Here is a 20104-nt window from a genome sequence, read left to right as displayed (position 1 = left end):
ACTCAGCCCTCCTTGGCAGGGGTTGGGGCGGATTGGCCGCTGTCCTTGAGGGCTTTGGTCACCTCCGGCGGCATGTATTTTTCATCGTGCTTGGCCAGCACTTCATCGGCCACCACCACGCCACTGGCGTTGAGCTTGCCCAGGGCGACGATGCCCTGGCCTTCGCGGAACAGGTCCGGGAGGATGCCACGGTAGGTGATGGTCACGGATTTGCTGAAGTCGGTGACCACGAAACTCACATCCAGGGAGTCTGCGGAACGCTTCAAGGAGCCCTTTTCGACCATGCCGCCGGCGCGGATGCGCGTATCGACCGGCGCTTCGCCATTGGCGATCTGGGTCGGGGTGTAGAACAGGTTGATGTTCTGCTGCAAGGCACTCAAGGCCAGACCCAAGGCAATGCCGACGCCGGCCATGATGGCGAGAATGATCAACAGACGCTTTCTACGCAGCGGATTCACTTTTCGGTCTCCCGGCGCAGACGACGCGCCTCTTGTTGCAGGTAACGCTTGCGCGCCAGCAGCGGCGCGGCGACGTTGAGGGCCAGCACCGCCAGGCAGATGCCATAGGCCGTCCAGACATACAGGCCGTGATGGCCCATGGCGAGAAAATCACTGAAAGAAGCAAAACTCATCCTCGCGCTCCCAGGCAGGCTTGCACGTGGGCCCTGACCCAACTGGCGCGGGCTTCACGCTTGAGCACTTCGAGGCGCATGCGCAGCAGCAGCACGGCGCCGAAGAAGCAGTAGAAGCCCAGCACCATCAGCAGCAGCGGTGCCCACATTTCTACCGGCATTGCCGGTTTTTCGGTGAGGGTGAAGGTGGCGCCCTGGTGCAGGGTGTTCCACCACTCGACCGAGTATTTGATGATCGGGATGTTGATCACGCCGACAATCGCCAGCACCGCGCAGGCCTTGGCGGCGCTGTCGCGGTTGCTGATCGCATTGCCCAGGGCGATCAGGCCGAAGTACAGGAACAGCAGGATCAACATCGACGTGAGCCGCGCATCCCACACCCACCACGAACCCCAGGTGGGTTTGCCCCAGATCGCGCCGGTGACCAGCGCCACGGCGGTCATCCACGCACCGATGGGTGCAGCGCATTGCAGGGCGACGTCGGCAAGCTTCATCTTCCACACCAGACCGACGATGCCGCATACCGCCAGCATCACGTAGCAGGACTGCGCCAGCATGGCGGCGGGCACATGGATATAGATGATGCGAAAGCTGTTGCCCTGCTGATAGTCCGGCGGCGCGAAGGCCAGGCCCCAGACCAGACCGATGCCGATCAGCAACACGGCGGCGACGCTCAACCACGGCAGCAGTTTGCCGCTGATGCCATAGAACCATTTGGGCGAGCCGAGCTTGTGAAACCAGGTCCAGTTCATTGCTGTTTCTCACGGTTGCTTCTTGTCATGGCAAGAAGCGTAGGGTCTTTACTGGCCAAGCGTGTAACGCCTGGCCAGACCTCATTATTCGCCGACGCTGATCTTCAGGCCGGCCGCTATGGCAAAGGGTGTCAGGGTTACCGCCAGGGCGGCCAGGCTGCCAAGCCACAGGAGGTAACCGGTCACCGGCATCCCCATCAGCGCGGCCTGCAACGCACCGCTGCCGAGGATCAGAACCGGGATGTACAAAGGCAGAATCAGCAGGGCCAGTAACAGGCCGCCGCGCTTCAAACCGACGGTCAACGCTGCGCCCACCGCCCCCAACAGGCTGAGCACCGGCGTACCGAGCAACAAGGACAGGAGCAGCACCGGCAAGCATTCGACGGGCAAGCCCAGCATCAGCGCCAGCAGCGGCGAAAGCAACACCAGCGCGAGGCCGGAAAAAGCCCAGTGTGCCAGCACCTTGGCCAGTACCAGAAGTGGCAACGGGTGCGACGAAAGGACCCACTGTTCCAGGGAGCCGTCCTCGAAATCACTGCGAAACAGCCCGTCCAGCGAGAGCAGCACGGATAAAAGCGCCGCGACCCACACCAGTCCCGGGGACAAGGTTTGCAACAGTTTAGTCTCGGGACCGACCGCCAACGGGAACAAGGCGATCACGATGGCAAAGAACACCAGCGGATTGGCCAGTTCGGCCGGGCGACGACACAACAGGCGTGCTTCGCGGGCAACCAACAGGGCGAATACGCTCATGCCGACCACCGTCCCAGGTCCAGCTCACGGTAACCGGCGGGCAGGCGGGTCAGGCTGTGGTGAGTGGTGAGCAGCACCGTACCGCCCTGCTCACAGTGCCTCGCCAGGTGCTCCTCGAGCTGGGCGACCCCGTGTTTATCGAGCGCGGTAAAGGGTTCGTCGAGGATCCACAGTGGCGCGCCCGGCAGGTACAAACGGGCCAGGGCCACCCGGCGCTGCTGGCCCGCGGACAGGGTATGGCAGGGAACATCTTCAAAGCCCTTCAGGCCCACGGCAGCCAGGGCCTGCCAGATGGCGTCGCGGCTGGCGCGGTGATGCAGGGCGCTGAGCCAACTGAGGTTTTCTTCGGCCGTGAGCACGTCCTTGATACCTGCGGCATGACCGATCCAGACGAGGCTGCGCGCCAGTTCTGTGCGCTGTTCGGCGAGAGGCTTGCCGTTGAGGCGCACAACCCCGGCCGTCGGCTGCATCAGCCCGGCCAACAAGCGCAACAGGCTGGTCTTGCCGCTGCCGTTGGGCCCGCTGACCTGCACCATGTCACCGCCCGCCAGGCGCAGGTCGAGGTGCTCGAACAGCAGGCGCAGGTCGCGTTCACAGGAGAGCGCTACGGCTTCAAGAAGAGGGCTGGTCAAGAGATCGCGGGCCTTTACGGTTCAAGTCGGCGGTGCAGCGGCCGTTATAGAAAGGAGCACAATAACGGCTTTGGCGACCGATTTTAGAGAGCTGGATCAAATAGTTGTGAGGTTTTTAGCGCTCTCTTTGCAGACGGGCGGCATTATACATGCGATGCCTTACGCTAAAGAGAGCAATTTCCCCAGAGACGATGCGCACCATGACCGGCGAGATCAACCTTCCTACGCTTCCTCCCACCCAGCCAGCCGGGCAAAGCCCTGCGCCTGCGCCTGGGGCACTGCTCAAACTGCTGGAGCCGCAGGTCGGGCTGATCGACCCTGGGAAAACCGCGAATGCCGAAGTCATTGCCCTTAAACAAGGCGGTGAAGCCTTTCAGTTGCTGCTCAAGCTGACCCTGGACGGCGGCCGCCAGACACTGGTGCAGGCCAGCAGCGCCCAGCCCCTGCCCTTGGGCAGCAATGTGGCGGTGAGCCAGACGCCGGCGGGCAACCTGACCCTCAGCCTGCAACAGGCCTTGAGTGCCAACATCGCCGCCCTCACCCGCATCGATACGGCCAAGGTCCCGGAAGGTACGCTGTTGCAAGCCAAGGTACTGACCACCCAGATGCTGCCCCAGGGCACGGCGCAACCGGCGATCTATCGTTCGTTGGTGACGGTGCTGAATAACGCCCTGGCCGGCGCGACACTGACGGTGGAAAGCCCACAACCGCTGCGCGTGGGCAGTTTGCTCAGCGCAGTGGTGCAAAACGCGCAAACCCTGAATTTCGTGCCGCTGAGCGGGCTCAAGGACCAATTGGCGGTCACCCAGCAACTGTCGACCCAGCAAAGTCGCCAGGGCTCCCTGGATGCGGTCTTCACTGCCCTGCAAAACCTGCCCCGTGGCGACAGCACGTCCGCCGACCTGCGCGCCGCCGCCGACCGTCTGCTCGCTGCATTGCCCGACCTGGCACAGGTCAGTAACCCCAAAGTCCTGGCTCAAGTGATCCAGAACAGCGGCGCCTTTCTGGAAGCCAGATTACTCGCCGGGCAGAATCCCCAGATACCGCCACTGGACATGAAGGGCGCACTGCTGCGCCTTGTCGCGGACTTACTGCCCGCCCTGCCTGCCAGTACCAACCTGAACGCCATTCTTGCGGCCAACACGCTGGCCCATGTATTGCCCAACTTTGTGCGCAGCCCACTGAACACGCTGGGCCAGGTCAGCGCGCGGCAGGCCCCGGTCAGCTTTCCACTGCCCGAACGGCTGATGGCCAAGCTTGAAGGCGAAGGCGATCTGGAAAACCTGCTGCGCCAGGCCGCCGGGGCGATCGCCCGATTGCAGAGCCATCAGCTGTCGAGCCTGGAACAGACCGGCACCACCGCCGACGGCCGCCTGCAAACCACCTGGCAGTTGGAAATCCCGATGCGCAGCCTGCAGGACATCGTCCCCTTACAGGTGAAGTTCCAGCGCGAGGAGCCGGCGCCCGACAAGGAGCAGCCCGAGCACAAAGACCGCAAAGACGCCAAACACATGCTCTGGCGCGTCGAACTGGCGTTCGATATGGAACCGCTGGGGCCGTTGCAGGTGCAGGCGCAATTGACCCAGGGCAAACTGTCCAGCCAGTTGTGGGCGACCCGCGCCTTCACCGCCAGCCTGATCGAAAATCACCTGGGCAGCCTGCGCGAGCGCCTGGTGGCATCCGGGCTTGACGTCGGCGACCTGGATTGCCACCTCGGCAGCCCGCCGCGCGGGCCAAAAACCGGACTGGAACAACGCTGGGTGGATGAAACCGCATGAAGAACGCTGCCCCTCCCCGCCAGGCGATTGCCCTCAAGTACGATGGTCAACAAGCGCCTACCCTGACCGCCAAGGGCGACGAGGCCCTGGCTGAAGCGATCCTCAAGCTGGCGCGGGAAAACGAAGTGCCCATCTATGAAAATGCCGAGTTGGTGAAGCTGCTGGCGCGCATGGAGCTGGGCGACAGCATTCCAGAGGAGTTGTACCGCACAGTGGCGGAGATCATTGCGTTCGCGTGGACCCTGAAAGGCAAGTTCCCGGTGGGATACGACCCGGATGCGGGGCCGGTGGAGCGCGATGTCACCGAGCGTGGGGATGATTACTGAATCAGCCCGGCACTATCTGCGCCAGTACTCTGGCGGCTATCGATGTGGCAACGGGCTTGCGTTGGGCATGCTGTTCCAGGGCTTGCTTGATGGTCAGGCCTCTGTACAGACCGAGCGCCGTTCGAAACCCGCGCGCCTGCTCGGCAGGCAGCGGCGCAGTAAAGGTATCAATGAAGTGCGCATCGATGAGGGTATCGCGCACGCGGCCTATTTCGGCGTTTATGGCGTCTTTGTTGCGCAGCGTGATGTCGTCGAACAGCGCCTGGTCCCTGACCACGAGCGGCTGGGCATCGGAACTGCGCTGCGCCACCAGCACATTGCGCTGACCGTCCCAGGCCGACAGTGAATATTCCTTGAGCAGACCACTGGTGCCTTTTATCGCCTCGATACTCTGGTTTCGATGCTCCAGCCCGGCGCTGAAAAACTGGCTCAATACCTCGAAATTCATCACCGCCTCATCGGTACCTCGCTTGAGAATCCTGCAACACAGGGTGGTGAGGTCGACTTGTATATCGTGGAAGCGCAATTTCGACTCGGTCGATACTTGCTCAAGCCCGGTAATTTTTTGCTTGAAGTCGTTTGGCCACAAGTACAACGCATCTCGCGTCAGAGGCTGCGCCAAGTGTTTTTCCATGGTCGCGCTAAACCGCTGAACCAAGGCTACGGCCTGGTCATGGACCTGCATCATCCCCACACCCGGCATGCGATCCTGCAGCATGTTTTTCACCGCGTCGGTATTGAGCGCGAATTGTCCTCGAAGAAAGGTGGTCTTGCCCGCAGAGGGTGCGCCGCGCACGATCGAGACGTCCTGCGCCTGTACAGGTACCGGGTCCTGGAGGATGGACTGGAACTGCGCAAGATATTTTTCTGCCATCTGTATGGTCAGGCTTTTCAGAATATTGGCGTTGAAGTTTTCCACTTCGGGTAACCAAACATCTTTTTTCGCCAGCGCCTGCGCCAACGTCGGCAGGCTTGTGTCGACGGCAGCCGGGGCGGACCATGCTTTGCGCTCGTTGTCCTGCAGCCTTTGCAACCCTTCGGGATCACGGGTCAGTGCCTGCCAGGAGGTGATGGTCGGGTCAGCCAGCATGCAGGCGAGCCGCTCCCGATAATTGTTCTCCGACAGCGGCCTGCGCAGCAGTTCGCTCAAGACGTCGCGGGCATTGCTCGCATTGATCGAAGCAGGCGGCAACACGGGGTGAATGTGCGATGCGGGGTGAATCAACATATTCAGTCCTCCAGTCAATCAGGTCCTGGAAACGTAGCGCACGTCTCAGGACCTGCTGATAGGACTTTTCTTCTTTGCGCACCGCAGCATCAAATACGCCTGCGGCGGCGGCTCAGCCCATGACCTCACTCAACGGAATGAAATTGACCCGGTCACCTGTTTCCAGCGTCGTCCCTTCCAACACCTCCACAAATCCCTCGGCCCACGCCGCGCTGCGCAGAACGCCGGAGCTTTGATTACCGTAGATGATCGCCTGGCCATCCTGGATACGCCCGCGCAGATACTCGCGACGGTTGCCCGGCTTGGTCCATACAAAACCCACCGGGACTTCGAAGCGCAACGGTTCTACAGCCTCCACGCCTTGACGCCGCAGGATGTAGGGCCGTGCGAGCAACGCAAACGTCACCAGAGTCGAGGCCGGGTTGCCCGGCAAGCCGATCACCGGCACGCCGCGGAAGTGGCCGACCGTCAAAGGCTTGCCGGGTTTGATCGCAAGCTTCCAAAGGGCAAGCTCGCCCTCTTCACGCAGGGCGATGCCCAGGAAGTCCGCTTCACCCACCGATACACCGCCGGTGGACAGGATCAAGTCGACGCTGCCCAGTCCGGCCAACCGCGTGCGGGTCTGTTCCAGGTCGTCCGGCAGGATGCCAGCATCGATCACTTCGCAGCCCATGCGCGTCAGCCAACTGCACAGCACGCGGCGGTTGCTGTTGTAGATCTGGCCCGGCCCCAGGGGCAATCCAGGCTCGATCAGCTCATCGCCGGTCGACAGCACCGCCACGCGCACACGGCGCACCACGTCCAGGCGATCACGCCCAAGCGAAGCGGCCAGGCCCAGTTCGATCGGGCCCAGGCGCGTACCTGCCGGCAACACCAACTCGCCGGCCGTGGTCTCCTGGCCTTGCGCACGGATATTCTGGCCCGCTTGCAACGGCTCGCTGAAACTCACCCGCCCGTCGTCGTGAATGATCGCGTTTTCCTGCATTTCGACGCAGTCCGCGCCCTGAGGCACTGGCGCCCCCGTGAAGATGCGTGCACAGGTGCCGGGCGCCAGCGGCTCAGGCGCAGTGCCGGCAAAAATACGCTGGCTGACCGGCAACGGCGCGCCGGCCCAGTCTGCGACGCGCAGGGCATAGCCATCCATGGCACTGTTGGGCCAGGGTGGCAGGTCGAGGGTGGAGACCAGGTCCTGTGCCAATACGCGGCCATCGCACTCGGCCAGGCGCACGGTTTCGCGCTCGCGGATCGGCGCGGCGTCGGCCATGTCCAGCAAACGCTGCAAAGCCGCTTCCACCGGCATCAAGGCGCCGGTTTTGCCGGGCTTATCCACGGGTTTCACAGGGCTGGGCCTGCTTCAGGTGCGGCACGAAATTGCACGGCCGATGACGGTTATCCAGTTGTTCAGCCAGGATACCGTCCCAACCGGTGCGCACGGCATTGGTGGAGCCCGGCAGGCAGCACACCAGGGTGCCATTGGCCAGGCCGGCCAGGGCGCGCGATTGCACGGTGGAGGTGCCGATATCGGCCACCGAGATCTGGCGGAACAGCTCGCCAAACCCATCGACCTGCTTGTCCAACAGGCAGCTCACCGCTTCGGGTGTGCTGTCGCGGCCGGTAAAGCCGGTGCCGCCGGTGATCAGCACCACCTGCACCACGTCTTCGGCGATCCAGTGGGCGACCTGGGCGCGGATTTTGTAAAGATCGTCCTTGAGCAGCACGCGCTCGGCCAGGGTATGGCCGGCGGCGGTCAGGCGGTCGACGAAGACCTGGCCCGAGGTGTCGGTGTCCAGGGTGCGGGTGTCGCTGACGGTCAATACAGCGATATTCAGAGGTACGAAAGGCGCATCAGCCTTGGCTTTCATGGCACGGTCCGGTTGTCGAAGGAACAGCCCGATGTTATATCACAAGCCTCTGTTTACCTGCCGCAGCGGAACCCTCATGCCCCTTGAATCCTTACCCCTGCCCTGCTCGATTCTGTTGCTGGCCGGCGGTCGTGGCCAGCGCATGGGCGGCCAGGACAAAGGCCTGCTGCAGTGGCACGGCCAGCCCTTGATTGCGCACCTGCAACACCTGGCACGGCCGCTTACGGACGACCTGATCATCTCGTGCAACCGCAACCATGAGCGGTATGCAGCCTATGCCGATCAACTGGTGAGCGACGACAGCTCGGACTTTCCCGGACCACTTGCCGGTATCCGTACGGGACTCTTCGCCGCACGCCATGGGCATCTGCTGATCCTGCCCTGCGATGTGCCGCACCTCGATGCGCGACTGCTGGCCGACCTGCGTGCGACAGCACGACTCAACCGGCAGGTTCCGGTGATGGTCCGCCATGGCGAGTTCTGGGAACCCTTGCTGTGCATCATCCCTGTCGCCTTGAAGGATCAGGTGGAGCAGGCCTGGCAAGGGGGCGAACGCAGCCCGCGCAAAATCCTGCTGCAGCTGGGCGCCGTGGGCCTGGAATGCCCGGCCGATGACCCGCGCCTGGCCAACCTCAATACACCGGACCTGTTGCACACAAGGCCTGGCGTGTCAGAATGAGCCTTGCATCAGGAACTTTGCCGGCGTTGCACACGTCACAAGGTCAGCATTTTAAAAGCATTCTCTCGGAGACAAACTCATGACTCAACGGACCATCGCCGCTCTCATGCTTGCACTGGGCCTCGCCACCCTCGCCGGTTGCGCCTCGCCGACAGTGATCACCCTGAATGACGGTCGCGAAATCCAGGCCGTCGACACCCCGAAATTTGACGAAGATTCGGGCTTCTATGAATTCCAACAGCTTGACGGCAAGCGCACCCGCATCAACAAGGATCAGGTTCGCACCGTTAAAGACCTGTAAGCCTTACCGCTTGCCCACAAGGCCCGCCTCGCGCGGGCCTTGTCGTTTGCGGCGCTTACCAGTCCAGGGTGAGTTCACTGCGAAAGCTGCGTTCCTGGCCGCTGACCGGGTCGATGAAACGCACGCCCTGGGCCAGCAACTTGAGCGGGTTGGCGTAATCGTCCTTGGCGTCCTTGATCACCTCGGGATAGAACGGGTCATTGCAGATACTCGCGCCGAGCGCGGTCATGTGCACACGCAACTGGTGCTTCTTGCCGGTGACCGGGAACAGACCGTAGCGCCATAGATCGCCGTGTTTTTCGCGCACCTGCACCGCCGTTTCGGTATTGCTGGCACCGGGGCCTTCCTGCATGCGGAAGAAAGGCTCACCGTCCACCAACCGGCTCTTGTGCACCAGCGGGAACGTTAGGTCAGGCAAGGCCGGGGCAATGGCTTCGTAGAATTTATCGATGCGCCGCGTGGGAAACAGTTGCTGATAAGCCGCGCGGGTGGCGGGATTGGCCGAGAACAGCACCAGCCCTGCGGTATGCCGGTCAATGCGATGCAGGGGCACCAGGGCGGGGTTGTCCAGGCGCCGGATCAAACGGCGCAACAGCGTCTGCTCGACATACTCGCCCGCAGGGGTCACCGGCAGGAAATGCGGCTTGTCGGCCACCACCAGATGCTCATCGGCGTACAGGATGGTTTCCTCTACGGGAATCACTTTCTCGTTGGGCACTTCACGAAAGTAATGGATGCACAGGCCTTCCCTGTAAGCCAGGCCCAGGCTGATGGGCTGCCCATTGCCATCGAGCACCCGGCCACGGGCAATGCGGTCCAGCCATTGTTCACGGGCAATCGCCGGGAAATGCTCGCACAGGCAATCGAGCACCGTTGCCCATGGACCAGGCGGCAGGTACAAGGTGCTGGCTTGGTGCTGTGAAGGGGAAAAACCGGAAGTGGACATGCAGATGCTCAAGGCCTGGAAATAAACAGGCGGGCATTATCCCGCATGGCGCGGGATTGAGCCTAGGAGAGATCTCAGGCCTTGGCCAGTTGCACGCGCAAAACCGGTGAAGCGCTCGCCGCCTCGGTAAACTCCTTGAGCCAGCGCAGTACGTCCACGGCCTCCCAACGGCCCGGGTCGTACAGTGCGTAGAGCAGGCCCTGATAGCCCACCACGTCCAGCTGCTTGTGATAACCGGCACGCTGGAACAGCGCTTCGATTTCCGCGAAACAGGTGTTGAAATGCACCTTGTTGAAGGGCGTCTTGCCTTCCGTGACCAGGCCATCGAGGCGCAGCTCGCTCACCGCATCGCGCACGATGTCGGCGGACATGCGATTGACGCTGCTTTTCAGTTGTTCGACATTCACCACGGGCGTTCCCTCTATTCAATCGCTGTACAAACATACAGTAACGTAATATTCGGAAACTCGCCATCGCATAAACGTCAGCGCAGGAAAGCGACAACCTGTTCAGTGTCGAACGGCCAGTCCAGCTCAGCCCCCGTGTCCACCCGCCTGAGCACCGGGATCCGCAGGCCGTAGACCTCGGTCAGGTCGTCGGGATCGGTGATATCCACCAGCTCCACGAGCAACCCGTGCTCGACGAGCGGCATGATTTCGGCTTCGGCAATTTCACACAGATGGCAACCCAGGGTGCCGAACAGCTGGCATTCAGCAAGCATGGCAAATGCACTCGGATGGAAAACACCTCACCATTCTAAGCCCAACGCGGCCCGCAAAGGCGCTTGAGCACGCCATATACCCGCAGGCCGCCGACCAGCGCGACGGCGACGCCAAGGGCGGTACCTATTTGCGCGAGTTTGAGTTAATTAGGGTAAGGTTTTTCAAGGCTTGCGCCGCGACCGCCCGGATTGAGCTTTGCCCCCAGGGCGTGCGCACCAGGGCAAAGCAAAAGCGGTACCACACAATCGCAGTGAACCTTCGGCAAACCCCGCGACTCGAAACCACACGTACAGAACAGCCACACGGAGATAACCATGGCCGGTAAATCAGCAAAGACTGCTCAAGAAATACTGATGGCGGATTTTCAGACCCTCGTCGCCGATACCGAAAGGTTGCTGGACGACACCGCCGTCCTGGCCGGTGACCAGGCCGATGAGCTGCGTACCAGGATCCATGAAAGCCTGCTCAAGGCTCGCGAAACCCTGCAGTTGACCGAAGACTCCCTGCGTGAGCGCGGCCAGGCGGCTATCACTGCAACGGAAGATTACGTGCAGGCCAACCCGTGGCAGTCCGTCGGTATCGCTGCCGGCGTAGGCTTTTTGATCGGTCTGCTGGCTACCAGGCGCTAATATCATGGCTATCGACGAATCCAGCTCGTCAAAGGGCGCAGGTACCACTTCCCGCCGCCTGGGCGCCGCCGTGCTCGGCTTATTGCACAGCCATGTCGAACTCTTTGGCATCGAGTTGCAGGAGCAGAAGGCACGCACTGTCAGCCTGCTGCTGTTCGCCGGCCTTGCGTTGGTGTTTGCCCTGCTGCTGTTGGTAGGGTTATCGACACTGGTGATGATCCTGGTGTGGGACACCGGCTACCGCCTCACCGGCATCATCTGTCTGTGTGTGTTCTACACCCTGGCCGCAGCGTTCTGCGGGGTACGCTTGAAAGCGGCGGTGTTCGATGAGTCCACGCCTTTCCATGCCACCCTCGAAGAACTGGCCAATGACCGGGAGCGCCTGTTGCCATGAGCCTGCCTGAACCGCAAAACACGTCCCGTCGGGAAATGCGCAAGGCGTTGATTCGCCTGCGCATGGAAATGCACCGTCAGGAAATCCGTCATGAATCCCAGCAACTCATGGCGCCCCTGCACAGAGTGCGCGACATGCGTCACAACTGGCAGGACAGCCTGGGCATCAAGCACGCGCCGCTGTGGGGCGTGGCGGCGGTGACCCTGATGGGGTTCTTTACCGGCAAAGGCGCCAAGGGCGGCAGTATCAGCAGCGTAACGCGCCTGGTACGGCTGGGGGCCGGGTTGATTCCGCTGATCAAGCTGGCCATGCAAGGCGCCTCGCGCAAACGATAAGCCCCGCTCGTTCAACACCACGTCCTGACCGCCGGGCCATTAGCGCAACGGCGGCCAGGACTTGTTGTTCATCGCTATCGAAACAATCGACTTCAACATTTGCGCTTGCCCCGCCTGCGTGGAAACGGGAAGCTGCAACTGTCATTTACCGTACGGAGCGTACCCGCCTTGGATTGGCCCACCCTGTTGACCCGTGAACGTCTTGGCAAGCCGCTGCACAGCCCTGAAGAACTGGGCCGCAGCCCTTTCCACAAAGACCATGATCGCATTATTTTCTCTGGCGCTTTCCGTCGCCTGGGCCGCAAGACCCAAGTGCATCCGGTGACGAGCAACGACCATATCCACACGCGCCTGACCCACTCGCTGGAAGTCAGTTGTGTGGGGCGCTCCCTTGGTATGCGCGTCGGCGAAACGCTGCGCGGTGCACTCCCCGACTGGTGCGATCCGAGCGATCTAGGCATGGTGGTGCAATCGGCCTGCCTGGCCCATGACATCGGCAACCCGCCCTTCGGGCACTCAGGCGAAGACGCGATTCGCCACTGGTTCCAGCAGGCCGCCGGGCGCGGCTGGCTGGATGACATGAGCGGTGCCGAGCGCAATGACTTCCTCAACTTCGAAGGCAATGCCCAGGGTTTCCGCGTACTGACCCAGCTTGAGTATCATCAATTCGACGGCGGCACGCGGCTGACCTATGCCACCCTGGGCACCTACCTCAAGTACCCCTGGACTGCCCGCCACGCGGACTCGTTGGGCTACAAGAAACACAAGTTCGGCTGCTACCAGAGTGAGCTGCCGATCCTGGAACAGATCGCACAAAAACTCGGCCTGCCTCAACTGGAGGAACAACGCTGGGCGCGCCACCCGCTGGTGTACTTGATGGAGGCCGCCGACGACATCTGCTATGCGTTGATCGACCTGGAAGATGGCCTGGAAATGGAGTTGCTGGAGTACGCCGAAGTCGAGTCACTGCTGCTCGACCTGGTGGGTGATGACCTGCCGCAGACGTATCGACAGTTGGGCGCGTCGGACTCCCGCCGTCGCAAGCTGGCGATCCTGCGCGGCAAGGCCATTGAGCACCTGACCAACGCGGCGGCGCGTGCCTTCGTCGAACAGCAGGACGCGCTGCTTGCCGGCACCCTGCCTGGCGATCTGGTTGAACACATGCACGGTCCGGCAAAGCGTTGCGTACTGGATGCCAAGGACATGGCGCGCAAGAAAATCTTCCAGGACAAGCGCAAGACCCTGCATGAAATCGGCGCCTACACCACCCTGGAGATTCTGCTGAACGCGTTTTGCGGTGCGGCCCTGGAGCAACACGGCGGGCGTACGCCGTCGTTCAAGAACCGGCGCATCCTCGACTTGCTGGGCAACAGCGCGCCGGACCCCGCCTGGTCGTTACACGCCTCGTTCCTGCGCATGATCGACTTCATCGCCGGCATGACCGACAGCTATGCCACCGAGATGGCGCGGGAAATGACCGGGCGCTCCAGCCCTCAATAACGTCCTGACCACGCCGCCCTGCGCCCTAAAGGAATTGCCCTACGATGGGAACAGAGCGGCCTGATCGAATTCGTACATATTCCCGAGGAATAATCACGCACGCCGCCGTGAAACAGACGAGCAACCCCCACGCTCCCATCGATGCTTGACTTACTGTGTGCTCTTTATGCCCAGACACCCCCTTCGTATTCTTCTGGTGGAGGATCATCCCTTTCAACTCCTGGCCACCCAGTGCCTGCTGAGAAGCTTCGGTTTCGACCAACTCACCCCCGTGGAAAATGCGGAGCAGGCCATACGCACAATGACTCAGTGCAAGTTCTCTTACGACTTGATGTTATGCGACCAATGCCTGCCCGACCTGCCCGGTCTGGAATTGGTGGAGATCGCCAGCCGCCGTCAATTTATTACCAGCGCGATTCTATTGAGCGGGCTACCAGCGACGGAATTGCTCAAACTGACCACACAAGCTGCGCAGCGCAACCTTCCACTGCTGGGCTGTTTGTCAAAACCGTTAAACAGAGATGAACTTGCAAGTTTAATGGTCTTGACTTAACCCCTGTCAAAGTAAGAACTTTAACCTTATCAACTGCGAAAAATAACGTAATCATCGTCGCAAAACGCTTTTGACCGCTGGCCATGCCAGACACCCTGAAAGCCCAAACATCAAGTTTCACAATTACCGATCGACTTGTAGGATTCTACCTTTTTTGACGTAGGAAACTTCCTGTTTTGTACTTGTTCGCCCCTCGCTTCATGCTGCTGTCGCTTCTTCTGAGCTAATGTGACCGCTTTATTTGCACCTGCATGGAATTTGATTATGAACACCGTTTTTATTATCGACGACCACCCCGTTATACGGCTTGCCATCAGAATGTTACTGGAACACGAAGGCTACAAAGTCGTTGGAGAAACGGATAACGGATGCGATGCCATACAAATGGTCCGTGAATGCCTGCCCGACCTGGTAGTCCTGGATATCAGCATCCCGAAACTTGACGGCCTCGAAGTACTTTGCCGATTCAACGCCATGAACACTTCGATGAAAACCCTGGTGCTCACGGCCCAGTGCCCAACCCTGTTCGCCACGCGCTGCATGCGTTCCGGCGCTGACGGTTATGTCTGCAAGGAAGGCGACCTGACCGAACTGCTGAGCGCCATTCGTGCCGTACTATCCGGTTACAACTACTTCCCCAGCCAGGCATTGAATGCAAATGGAACGGAAGGCGCGGACACTCAGGAGCTGGAACTATTCAAAGCCGTTAACGACCGCGAACTCATGGTCCTGCAACTGTTTGCACAAGGTCGCACTAACAAGGAAATAGCCAAAGGCATGTTCCTGAGCAATAAAACAGTCAGCACCTATAAAAAGCGTTTAATGCAAAAACTAAAAGCCCAATCTTTAGTTGAGCTCATCGAGATGGCAAAACGAAACGCGCTAGTGTGAGAAAACGGATGCCCAGCCGTATCAAGGACTATTTGATCATATTGAGTGCCAGCTTGTACTTCAGCACTGCCGTGCTCGCGGACTCCTCCATCCCCCCACAACACTTCACCTTATTGAGTCGCGCGGGAACCGTTCAACTGGACACTCGACTGGACAGAACCCAGCGCCAGTGGCTGCAGTACAAGCGCGAGCTGGTACTGGGTACTGCCGCGCCTGACTACCCGCCGTTCGACCTCACCTCCAGTGGCCGCGACTACGAGGGGCTCACGGCGGATTATGCGGGTCTACTGGCCAAGGCGCTCGCCATACCGGTCAAGGTCCTGCGTTACCCTTCCCGTTTGTCCGCCATTGAAGCCCTTGAAGCCGGCGACATTGACTTGCTGGGCTCCTCCAATGGCTTTGAGGCCGCAAACCCCCATCTCACACTGTCGGCCCCTTATGCCGTGGACCAGCCGGTACTGGTCACGCGCGAAGGAGAAACCCGCAGTCTCGGCAATGGCCTGGAAGGGTTGCGCTTGAGCCTGGTTTACCATTACCTGCCCCTCGAAGAGGTGGAAAAGCTGTACCCCAAGGCGGATATCCGCCCCTATCCCTCTTATCAGAATGCGCTGAATGCCGTGGCATTCGACCAGGCGGATGTGTTTCTCGGCGACACCATTTCCACCCATTTCATGATTAACAAGGGCTACCTCAAGAACATTCGCATGGCCAATTTCGGCAAGCATGAGGCTTACGGTTTCAGCTTTGCCCTGCGCCACGACAACCTGATTCTCTTGAGCATTGTCGACACGGTGCTGGCGGCTGTGCCCATCAACGAACGCGACAGCATCGCCAAGCGCTGGAGCGCCGGCAGCGACATCCTGCTGACCGACAAGAAACTGCAACTGACCCCGCGCGAAGAACGCTGGTTGAAGGCCAATCCGGTTGTGAAGGTTGTCGTCAATGAAACCTTTGCCCCCCTCACCTTCTTCGACGCGGAGGGCAACTTTCGCGGTATCACCGCCGACCTCCTGGAACTCATTCGCTTGCGGACCGGCTTGCGTTTCGCGGTTCAGCGCGGGCGTGAGGTCGACGATATGATCGAGCAGGTCGCCGCACAGAATGTCGACATCATCGGGGCCATCGTGCCGAGTAACCAACGGGAGGCGCAGCTGAGTTTCAGCCGCCCTTACCTGGAAAACTCCTATGTGCTGCTGACCCGCAAAGAGCCTGGAGCGCCCCTGAACCTGGAGCAGATGACGGGCAAGCGCCTGGCGGTGACCCAAGGTACCCCACTGGCCGATACCTTGCGCAAGGACTATCCCCGCATTCAACTGGTGGAAACCGGCGACACCTTCAGGGCATCCGAGTTGCTCGCACAAGGGCAAGTGGACGGCGCTGTGAACACGCTGCTGATCGCCAACTACTTCCTGTCCTCGAAAGTGTTCCGCGACAAGTTGCAGATCACTACCACCATCGGCACCAGCCCGGCGACGTTCGCCCTGGCCACATCCCGCCATGCCACCGAATTGAGCTCGATCCTCGACAAAGCGCTGCTCAGTATCGCCCCGGATGAAATGGGCGTGATCAACAGCCGCTGGCGCGGCTACACAGTCGAGTCCGACAGCTATTGGCGCAATTACAACCAGCTGATTGCCAGGATCGTCATCGGAACCGGGTTGTTGCTCCTGGTTTCGCTGACCTGGAACGCCTACATGCGCCGCCAGATCAGGCAACGAAAAATGGCCGAGCGCGCCCTCAACGACCAGTTCGAGTTCATGCGCGCGCTGGTCAACGAAACGCCACACCCCATCTATGTACGCGATCGTAACGGCTTGCTGCAAACCTGCAATGACAGCTACCTGCAGACATTCGACGTCAAGCGAGAGGAGGTGATCGGCAAAAGCGTGACCCAGATGAACATGGCCCTGGCGCCCGAAGCGGCGCAGTACCATGCCGATTACCTGCGGGTGGTGGCCGAGGGCACGCCATTGATCCTGGACCGCACCCTGCATATCCATGAAAGGAAGCTGACGATCTACCACTGGATCCTGCCCTACCGCGACTCCATCGGCGAAGTCCAGGGCATCATTGGCGGCTGGATCGACATCAGTGAACGGCGCCAGTTGTTTGATGAACTGCGTGCCGCGAAGGAACGCGCCGATGAGGCCAACCGCGCCAAAAGCACCTTCCTTGCCACCATGAGCCACGAGATACGCACGCCGATGAACGCGGTAATCGGCATGCTGGAACTGACGCTCAAGCGCGCCGACCAGGGCCATCTCGACCGGCCGGCGATAGAAGTGGCGTACAACTCGGCCAGGGATCTACTGGAGCTGATCGGCGATATTCTCGATATCGCGCGTATTGAGTCCGGGCGCCTGAGCCTGGCCCCGGAGCGCGTCAATCTGCGGGAGGTGATTGAGTCGGTGGTGCGTGTCTTCGATGGGCTTGCCCGCCAGAAAACCCTCAGCCTGCTATTGGAATTCAAGCCCGATCCGAGCGACATCGAAGTATTGATCGACCCGCTGCGCTTCAAGCAAGTGCTGTCCAACCTCGTGAGCAACGCCATCAAGTTCACCGAACATGGGCAGGTGAAGATCAAGGTTGAGGTGCAACCGAGCCAGACACCGGAACAGGTCGAACTGAAGCTGGTGGTGGAGGACACCGGCATAGGCATCAACCGAGAAGACCAGCAGCGCCTGTTCGAGCCATTCGCCCAGGCCGACAACTCCGGGCACCTGGCCAGAAGTGGCGCCGGCCTGGGCCTGGTGATCTGCCGCAGCCTCTGCGCAATGATGGGCGGCCAGTTAAGCTTGAGCAGCGTGCCCATGGTCGGCACCCAGGTGCACGTCAACCTGAAAATGCCGCGCCTGCACCCGGTCACGACCGTGGGCGAGCATACGCCAGCCAAGCCGGCCTCTACCCCGGTACTCAATGTGCTGGTGGTAGACGACCACCCGGCGAACCGCCTGCTGATGTGCCAGCAACTGGGCTACCTGGGCCATCAGTTCACCGCCGCCGAGCACGGCGCCGCCGGGTTCCAGGCCTGGCGCCAGGAACAGTTCGACCTGGTGATCGCCGACTGCAACATGCCCATCATGAATGGCTACGAGCTAAGCCGTTCCATTCGTGAATATGAGCAGCGCGAACAGTTGGCACCCTGCGTGGTACTGGGGTTCACCGCCAATGCCCAGCCGGAAGAAAGACAACGCTGCCTGGAAGCGGGCATGGACGACTGCCTGTTCAAGCCCATCAGTCTCACGATACTGGAGCGGCAACTGGCGCAGATCACACCGCAGCCCACGAGCCAGCGCCTGGACCTGAGTTGCCTGGACGCGCTGACGGGAGGCGATCCGCAATTGAGTCGACGGTTGCTCGAAGAACTGCTGACCAGCAGCATTCATGATCGTCAGGCACTCACCGCGCTACTGGAGCGCAAGGCGTCGCCCATGGACATCATCGAACAAGCCCACAAGATCAAGGGGGCCGCACGCATCGTTCAAGCCAATGCCCTGGCCGGGCAATGCGAAGCCCTGGAACAAGCCTGTTCCCGCGACGATGATCGGCGAGTGGTCGAGGCGGGGATCAAGTCCCTGGAAAAGCTCATGCTTGAGCTGGAACGGGCGCTGCAAGTTCAACTGCATGAACTGGACAGCCAATAAGTCAGTATAGGAGCGAGCTTGCTCGCGAAAAACTCACAGGCACCGCGTTCATTCAGGAAGCACGCGTTATCGTTGACGTTTTTCGCGAGCAAGCTCGCTCCTACAAGGGCGGTGTACGCTTAACTGACTGGCATTCCCCGACTCGCTCGCTCAGCAATTGGTCAAGCGCAGAAAAATAGCCGCCAGCTGTTCGATACCCAACTGGTCCTCGGGGGTAAAACGAGCCAGCGACGGGCTGTCGAGGTCAAGGACGCCAATCAATTGGCCGTTCTTGACCAGCGGCACCACCAATTCGCTGTTTGAAGCGCTGTCACAGGCAATGTGCCCGGCAAACGCATGCACGTCTTCCACTCGCTGGGTCTGCCGGGTCGCAGCGGCGGCGCCGCACACACCACGCCCGAAAGGGATCCGCACACAGGCAATCTGGCCCTGGAATGGGCCAAGCACCAGCTCATCATTGCGATTGAGGTAGAAACCCGCCCAGTTCAGGTCGTCCAGTTGATTGAACAGGAACGCGGAGAATTGCGCACTGTTGGCGATGAAATCCCGCTCATCGGCCAGCAGCGATTCCAGTTGCGCGCACAGCAGCGCATAGCCATCCAGACCGGTGCCGGTCTGTTGCAAATCGATCATGGTTGACGCTCCAGCAATTTGAGACCCACCCAGTAACGGGCGAACTGATAGGCACAGCGGCCATTACGGTTACCGCGGCCGGTAGCCCAGCGCACGGCGAGAATGTCGAGTTGTTCATCGCGCTGCCACTGCAGGCCGGCCTTGTCTGCAAGCTCACCGATCCAGTGTTCCACCACATTCAGGAAGTGTTCCTGGGTGAATGGGTAGAACGACAGCCACAGGCCAAAACGGTCGGACAAGGCGATCTTGTCTTCCACCGCCTCACTCGGGTGCAGTTCACCATCCACGCGCTTCCAATTGTCGTTGTCACTCTGGTTCTCCGGCACCAGGTGACGGCGGTTGGAGGTGGCGTACAGCAATACGTTTTCCGGCGCCTGCTCCAGGGAGCCATCCAGTACACTCTTGAGCACGCGATAGTCGCCTTCGCCTGCTTCGAACGAGAGGTCGTCGCAGAACAGAATGAAACGCTGCGGCAGCTTGAGCAGTTGCTCGACCACGCGCGGCAGGTCGGCCAGGTGGTCGCGCTCGATTTCGATCAAGCGCAGGCCGGCCTTGGCATGCTGGGCGAGCAAGGCGCGGACCATGGAGGACTTGCCGGTACCACGCGAACCCCATAGCAGCGCATGGTTGGCGGGTAAGCCGTCAAGAAACTGCTGGGTGTTGCGCGCCAGCGTTTCGCGTTGCTTGTCGACGCCGATCAGGTCCGACAAACGCATGTCCAGGCTCACTTGCAGCGGCAACAGAAAGCCTGTGCGGCCCTCGCGCTGCCAGCGCGCGGCCAGGCAGTGATTCCAGTCAATGGCTTGGCGCGCAGCGGGTAACAGGGGTTCCAGGCGCGCGAGCACTGCGTCAGCCCGCTCAAGAAAGGCACTCAATCGAGAATCCACGTCTATTCCTCTGGCAAGTTCTTGTAAA

Annotated in this window: 24 protein-coding genes; 11 read left to right on the top strand and 13 right to left on the bottom strand. The window is 60.7% G+C overall.

The window, feature by feature from the left end:
- Positions 1–2 precede the first annotated feature (2 nt).
- The 5 genes from ccmE to ccmA form a co-directional block, all read right to left on the bottom strand.
- Complete coding sequence (ccmE, locus tag BFP89_RS09190; RefSeq protein ID WP_065885175.1) at positions 3–458, bottom strand: cytochrome c maturation protein CcmE; 456 nt, start codon at positions 456–458, stop codon at positions 3–5.
- Positions 455–631: a heme exporter protein CcmD gene (gene ccmD / locus BFP89_RS09185; protein ID WP_065885174.1), complete on the bottom strand. Its 177-nt coding sequence runs from the start codon at positions 629–631 to the stop codon at positions 455–457. Before ccmD ends, ccmE begins: the two co-directional genes overlap by 4 nt.
- The gene (locus tag BFP89_RS09180; RefSeq protein ID WP_065885173.1) at positions 628–1383 is read right to left on the bottom strand and encodes a heme ABC transporter permease; all 756 of its coding nucleotides are present in this window, start codon (positions 1381–1383) and stop codon (positions 628–630) included. The genes ccmD and BFP89_RS09180 overlap by 4 nt, the downstream gene beginning before the upstream one ends.
- An 84-nt stretch (positions 1384–1467) precedes the next feature.
- Positions 1468–2136 (bottom strand): heme exporter protein CcmB, encoded by a 669-nt coding sequence (ccmB, locus tag BFP89_RS09175; protein ID WP_065885198.1) that lies wholly within the window; start codon positions 2134–2136, stop codon positions 1468–1470.
- Entirely contained in the window at positions 2133–2768 is a 636-nt protein-coding gene (ccmA, locus tag BFP89_RS09170) for a cytochrome c biogenesis heme-transporting ATPase CcmA (RefSeq protein WP_065885172.1), read from the bottom strand. The genes ccmB and ccmA overlap by 4 nt, the downstream gene beginning before the upstream one ends.
- Positions 2769–2968: 200 nt before the next feature.
- Here ccmA and BFP89_RS09165 point away from each other — a divergent pair, with 200 nt between their 5' ends.
- Complete coding sequence (locus tag BFP89_RS09165) at positions 2969–4546, top strand: flagellar hook-length control protein FliK (RefSeq protein WP_065885197.1); 1578 nt, start codon at positions 2969–2971, stop codon at positions 4544–4546.
- A complete protein-coding gene (locus BFP89_RS09160) occupies positions 4543–4872 on the top strand; it encodes an EscU/YscU/HrcU family type III secretion system export apparatus switch protein (protein ID WP_065885171.1) in 330 nt (109 codons plus the stop codon). Before BFP89_RS09165 ends, BFP89_RS09160 begins: the two co-directional genes overlap by 4 nt.
- A 1-nt stretch (position 4873) precedes the next feature.
- Here the strand turns inward: BFP89_RS09160 and BFP89_RS09155 are convergent, their stop codons facing one another.
- The 3 genes from BFP89_RS09155 to moaB form a co-directional block, all read right to left on the bottom strand.
- Positions 4874–6100 (bottom strand): hypothetical protein, encoded by a 1227-nt coding sequence (locus BFP89_RS09155; RefSeq protein ID WP_065885170.1) that lies wholly within the window; start codon positions 6098–6100, stop codon positions 4874–4876.
- Between the two features lie 112 nt (positions 6101–6212).
- A complete protein-coding gene (gene glp, locus BFP89_RS09150; protein WP_065885169.1) occupies positions 6213–7439 on the bottom strand; it encodes a molybdopterin molybdotransferase MoeA in 1227 nt (408 codons plus the stop codon).
- Positions 7423–7962 carry a molybdenum cofactor biosynthesis protein B gene (gene moaB / locus BFP89_RS09145; protein ID WP_065885168.1) on the bottom strand — a complete coding sequence of 180 codons (540 nt, stop codon included), beginning with the start codon at positions 7960–7962 and terminating at the stop codon, positions 7423–7425. Before moaB ends, glp begins: the two co-directional genes overlap by 17 nt.
- 76 nt (positions 7963–8038) lie before the next feature.
- Between moaB and mobA the strand changes: the two genes are divergently transcribed.
- Together mobA and BFP89_RS09135 are read left to right on the top strand one after the other, a co-directional pair.
- Entirely contained in the window at positions 8039–8641 is a 603-nt protein-coding gene (gene mobA / locus BFP89_RS09140; protein ID WP_065885196.1) for a molybdenum cofactor guanylyltransferase MobA, read from the top strand.
- 79 nt (positions 8642–8720) lie between these two features.
- The gene (locus BFP89_RS09135; RefSeq protein ID WP_005786486.1) at positions 8721–8942 is read left to right on the top strand and encodes a YgdI/YgdR family lipoprotein; all 222 of its coding nucleotides are present in this window, start codon (positions 8721–8723) and stop codon (positions 8940–8942) included.
- Positions 8943–8997: 55 nt separating this feature from the next.
- On the opposite strand, the gene BFP89_RS09130 is transcribed toward BFP89_RS09135, so the two are convergent.
- From BFP89_RS09130 to BFP89_RS09120, 3 genes are all read right to left on the bottom strand, one after another.
- Positions 8998–9888 carry a pseudouridine synthase gene (locus BFP89_RS09130; RefSeq protein WP_065885167.1) on the bottom strand — a complete coding sequence of 297 codons (891 nt, stop codon included), beginning with the start codon at positions 9886–9888 and terminating at the stop codon, positions 8998–9000.
- A gap of 74 nt (positions 9889–9962) precedes the next feature.
- Entirely contained in the window at positions 9963–10298 is a 336-nt protein-coding gene (locus BFP89_RS09125) for a transcriptional regulator (protein ID WP_065885166.1), read from the bottom strand.
- A gap of 74 nt (positions 10299–10372) precedes the next feature.
- Positions 10373–10609 carry a glutaredoxin family protein gene (locus BFP89_RS09120; protein WP_065885165.1) on the bottom strand — a complete coding sequence of 79 codons (237 nt, stop codon included), beginning with the start codon at positions 10607–10609 and terminating at the stop codon, positions 10373–10375.
- Positions 10610–10924: 315 nt separating this feature from the next.
- Between BFP89_RS09120 and BFP89_RS09110 the strand changes: the two genes are divergently transcribed.
- The 7 genes from BFP89_RS09110 to BFP89_RS09080 all read left to right on the top strand — a co-directional run bounded on the left by BFP89_RS09110 (position 10925) and on the right by BFP89_RS09080 (position 18556).
- A complete protein-coding gene (locus tag BFP89_RS09110) occupies positions 10925–11239 on the top strand; it encodes a DUF883 family protein (RefSeq protein WP_065885163.1) in 315 nt (104 codons plus the stop codon).
- 4 nt (positions 11240–11243) lie between these two features.
- On the top strand, positions 11244–11633 hold the full coding sequence (locus BFP89_RS09105; RefSeq protein ID WP_057722765.1) for a phage holin family protein: 390 nt from the start codon (positions 11244–11246) through the stop codon (positions 11631–11633).
- Complete coding sequence (locus tag BFP89_RS09100; RefSeq protein WP_065885162.1) at positions 11630–11968, top strand: hypothetical protein; 339 nt, start codon at positions 11630–11632, stop codon at positions 11966–11968. Before BFP89_RS09105 ends, BFP89_RS09100 begins: the two co-directional genes overlap by 4 nt.
- 168 nt (positions 11969–12136) lie before the next feature.
- Complete coding sequence (locus BFP89_RS09095; protein ID WP_065885161.1) at positions 12137–13468, top strand: deoxyguanosinetriphosphate triphosphohydrolase; 1332 nt, start codon at positions 12137–12139, stop codon at positions 13466–13468.
- 166 nt (positions 13469–13634) lie between these two features.
- Positions 13635–14021: a response regulator gene (locus BFP89_RS09090; protein ID WP_065885195.1), complete on the top strand. Its 387-nt coding sequence runs from the start codon at positions 13635–13637 to the stop codon at positions 14019–14021.
- 264 nt (positions 14022–14285) lie between these two features.
- Positions 14286–14912 (top strand): response regulator transcription factor, encoded by a 627-nt coding sequence (locus BFP89_RS09085; RefSeq protein ID WP_065885160.1) that lies wholly within the window; start codon positions 14286–14288, stop codon positions 14910–14912.
- An 8-nt stretch (positions 14913–14920) separates the two neighbouring features.
- Entirely contained in the window at positions 14921–18556 is a 3636-nt protein-coding gene (locus BFP89_RS09080) for a transporter substrate-binding domain-containing protein (protein WP_065885159.1), read from the top strand.
- A 150-nt stretch (positions 18557–18706) separates the two neighbouring features.
- Here BFP89_RS09080 and BFP89_RS09075 read toward each other — a convergent pair whose 3' ends face one another.
- A complete protein-coding gene (locus BFP89_RS09075) occupies positions 18707–19189 on the bottom strand; it encodes a GAF domain-containing protein (protein WP_065885158.1) in 483 nt (160 codons plus the stop codon).
- Positions 19186–20076: an ATP-binding protein gene (locus tag BFP89_RS09070; RefSeq protein ID WP_065885157.1), complete on the bottom strand. Its 891-nt coding sequence runs from the start codon at positions 20074–20076 to the stop codon at positions 19186–19188. The genes BFP89_RS09075 and BFP89_RS09070 overlap by 4 nt, the downstream gene beginning before the upstream one ends.
- Between the last annotated feature and the right edge of the window lie 28 nt (positions 20077–20104).

Source organism: Pseudomonas sp. 31 R 17 (assembly GCF_900004915.1).
GTDB lineage: Bacteria > Pseudomonadota > Gammaproteobacteria > Pseudomonadales > Pseudomonadaceae > Aquipseudomonas > Aquipseudomonas orientalis_A.
This window is presented reverse-complemented; position numbering and strand designations above follow the sequence as displayed.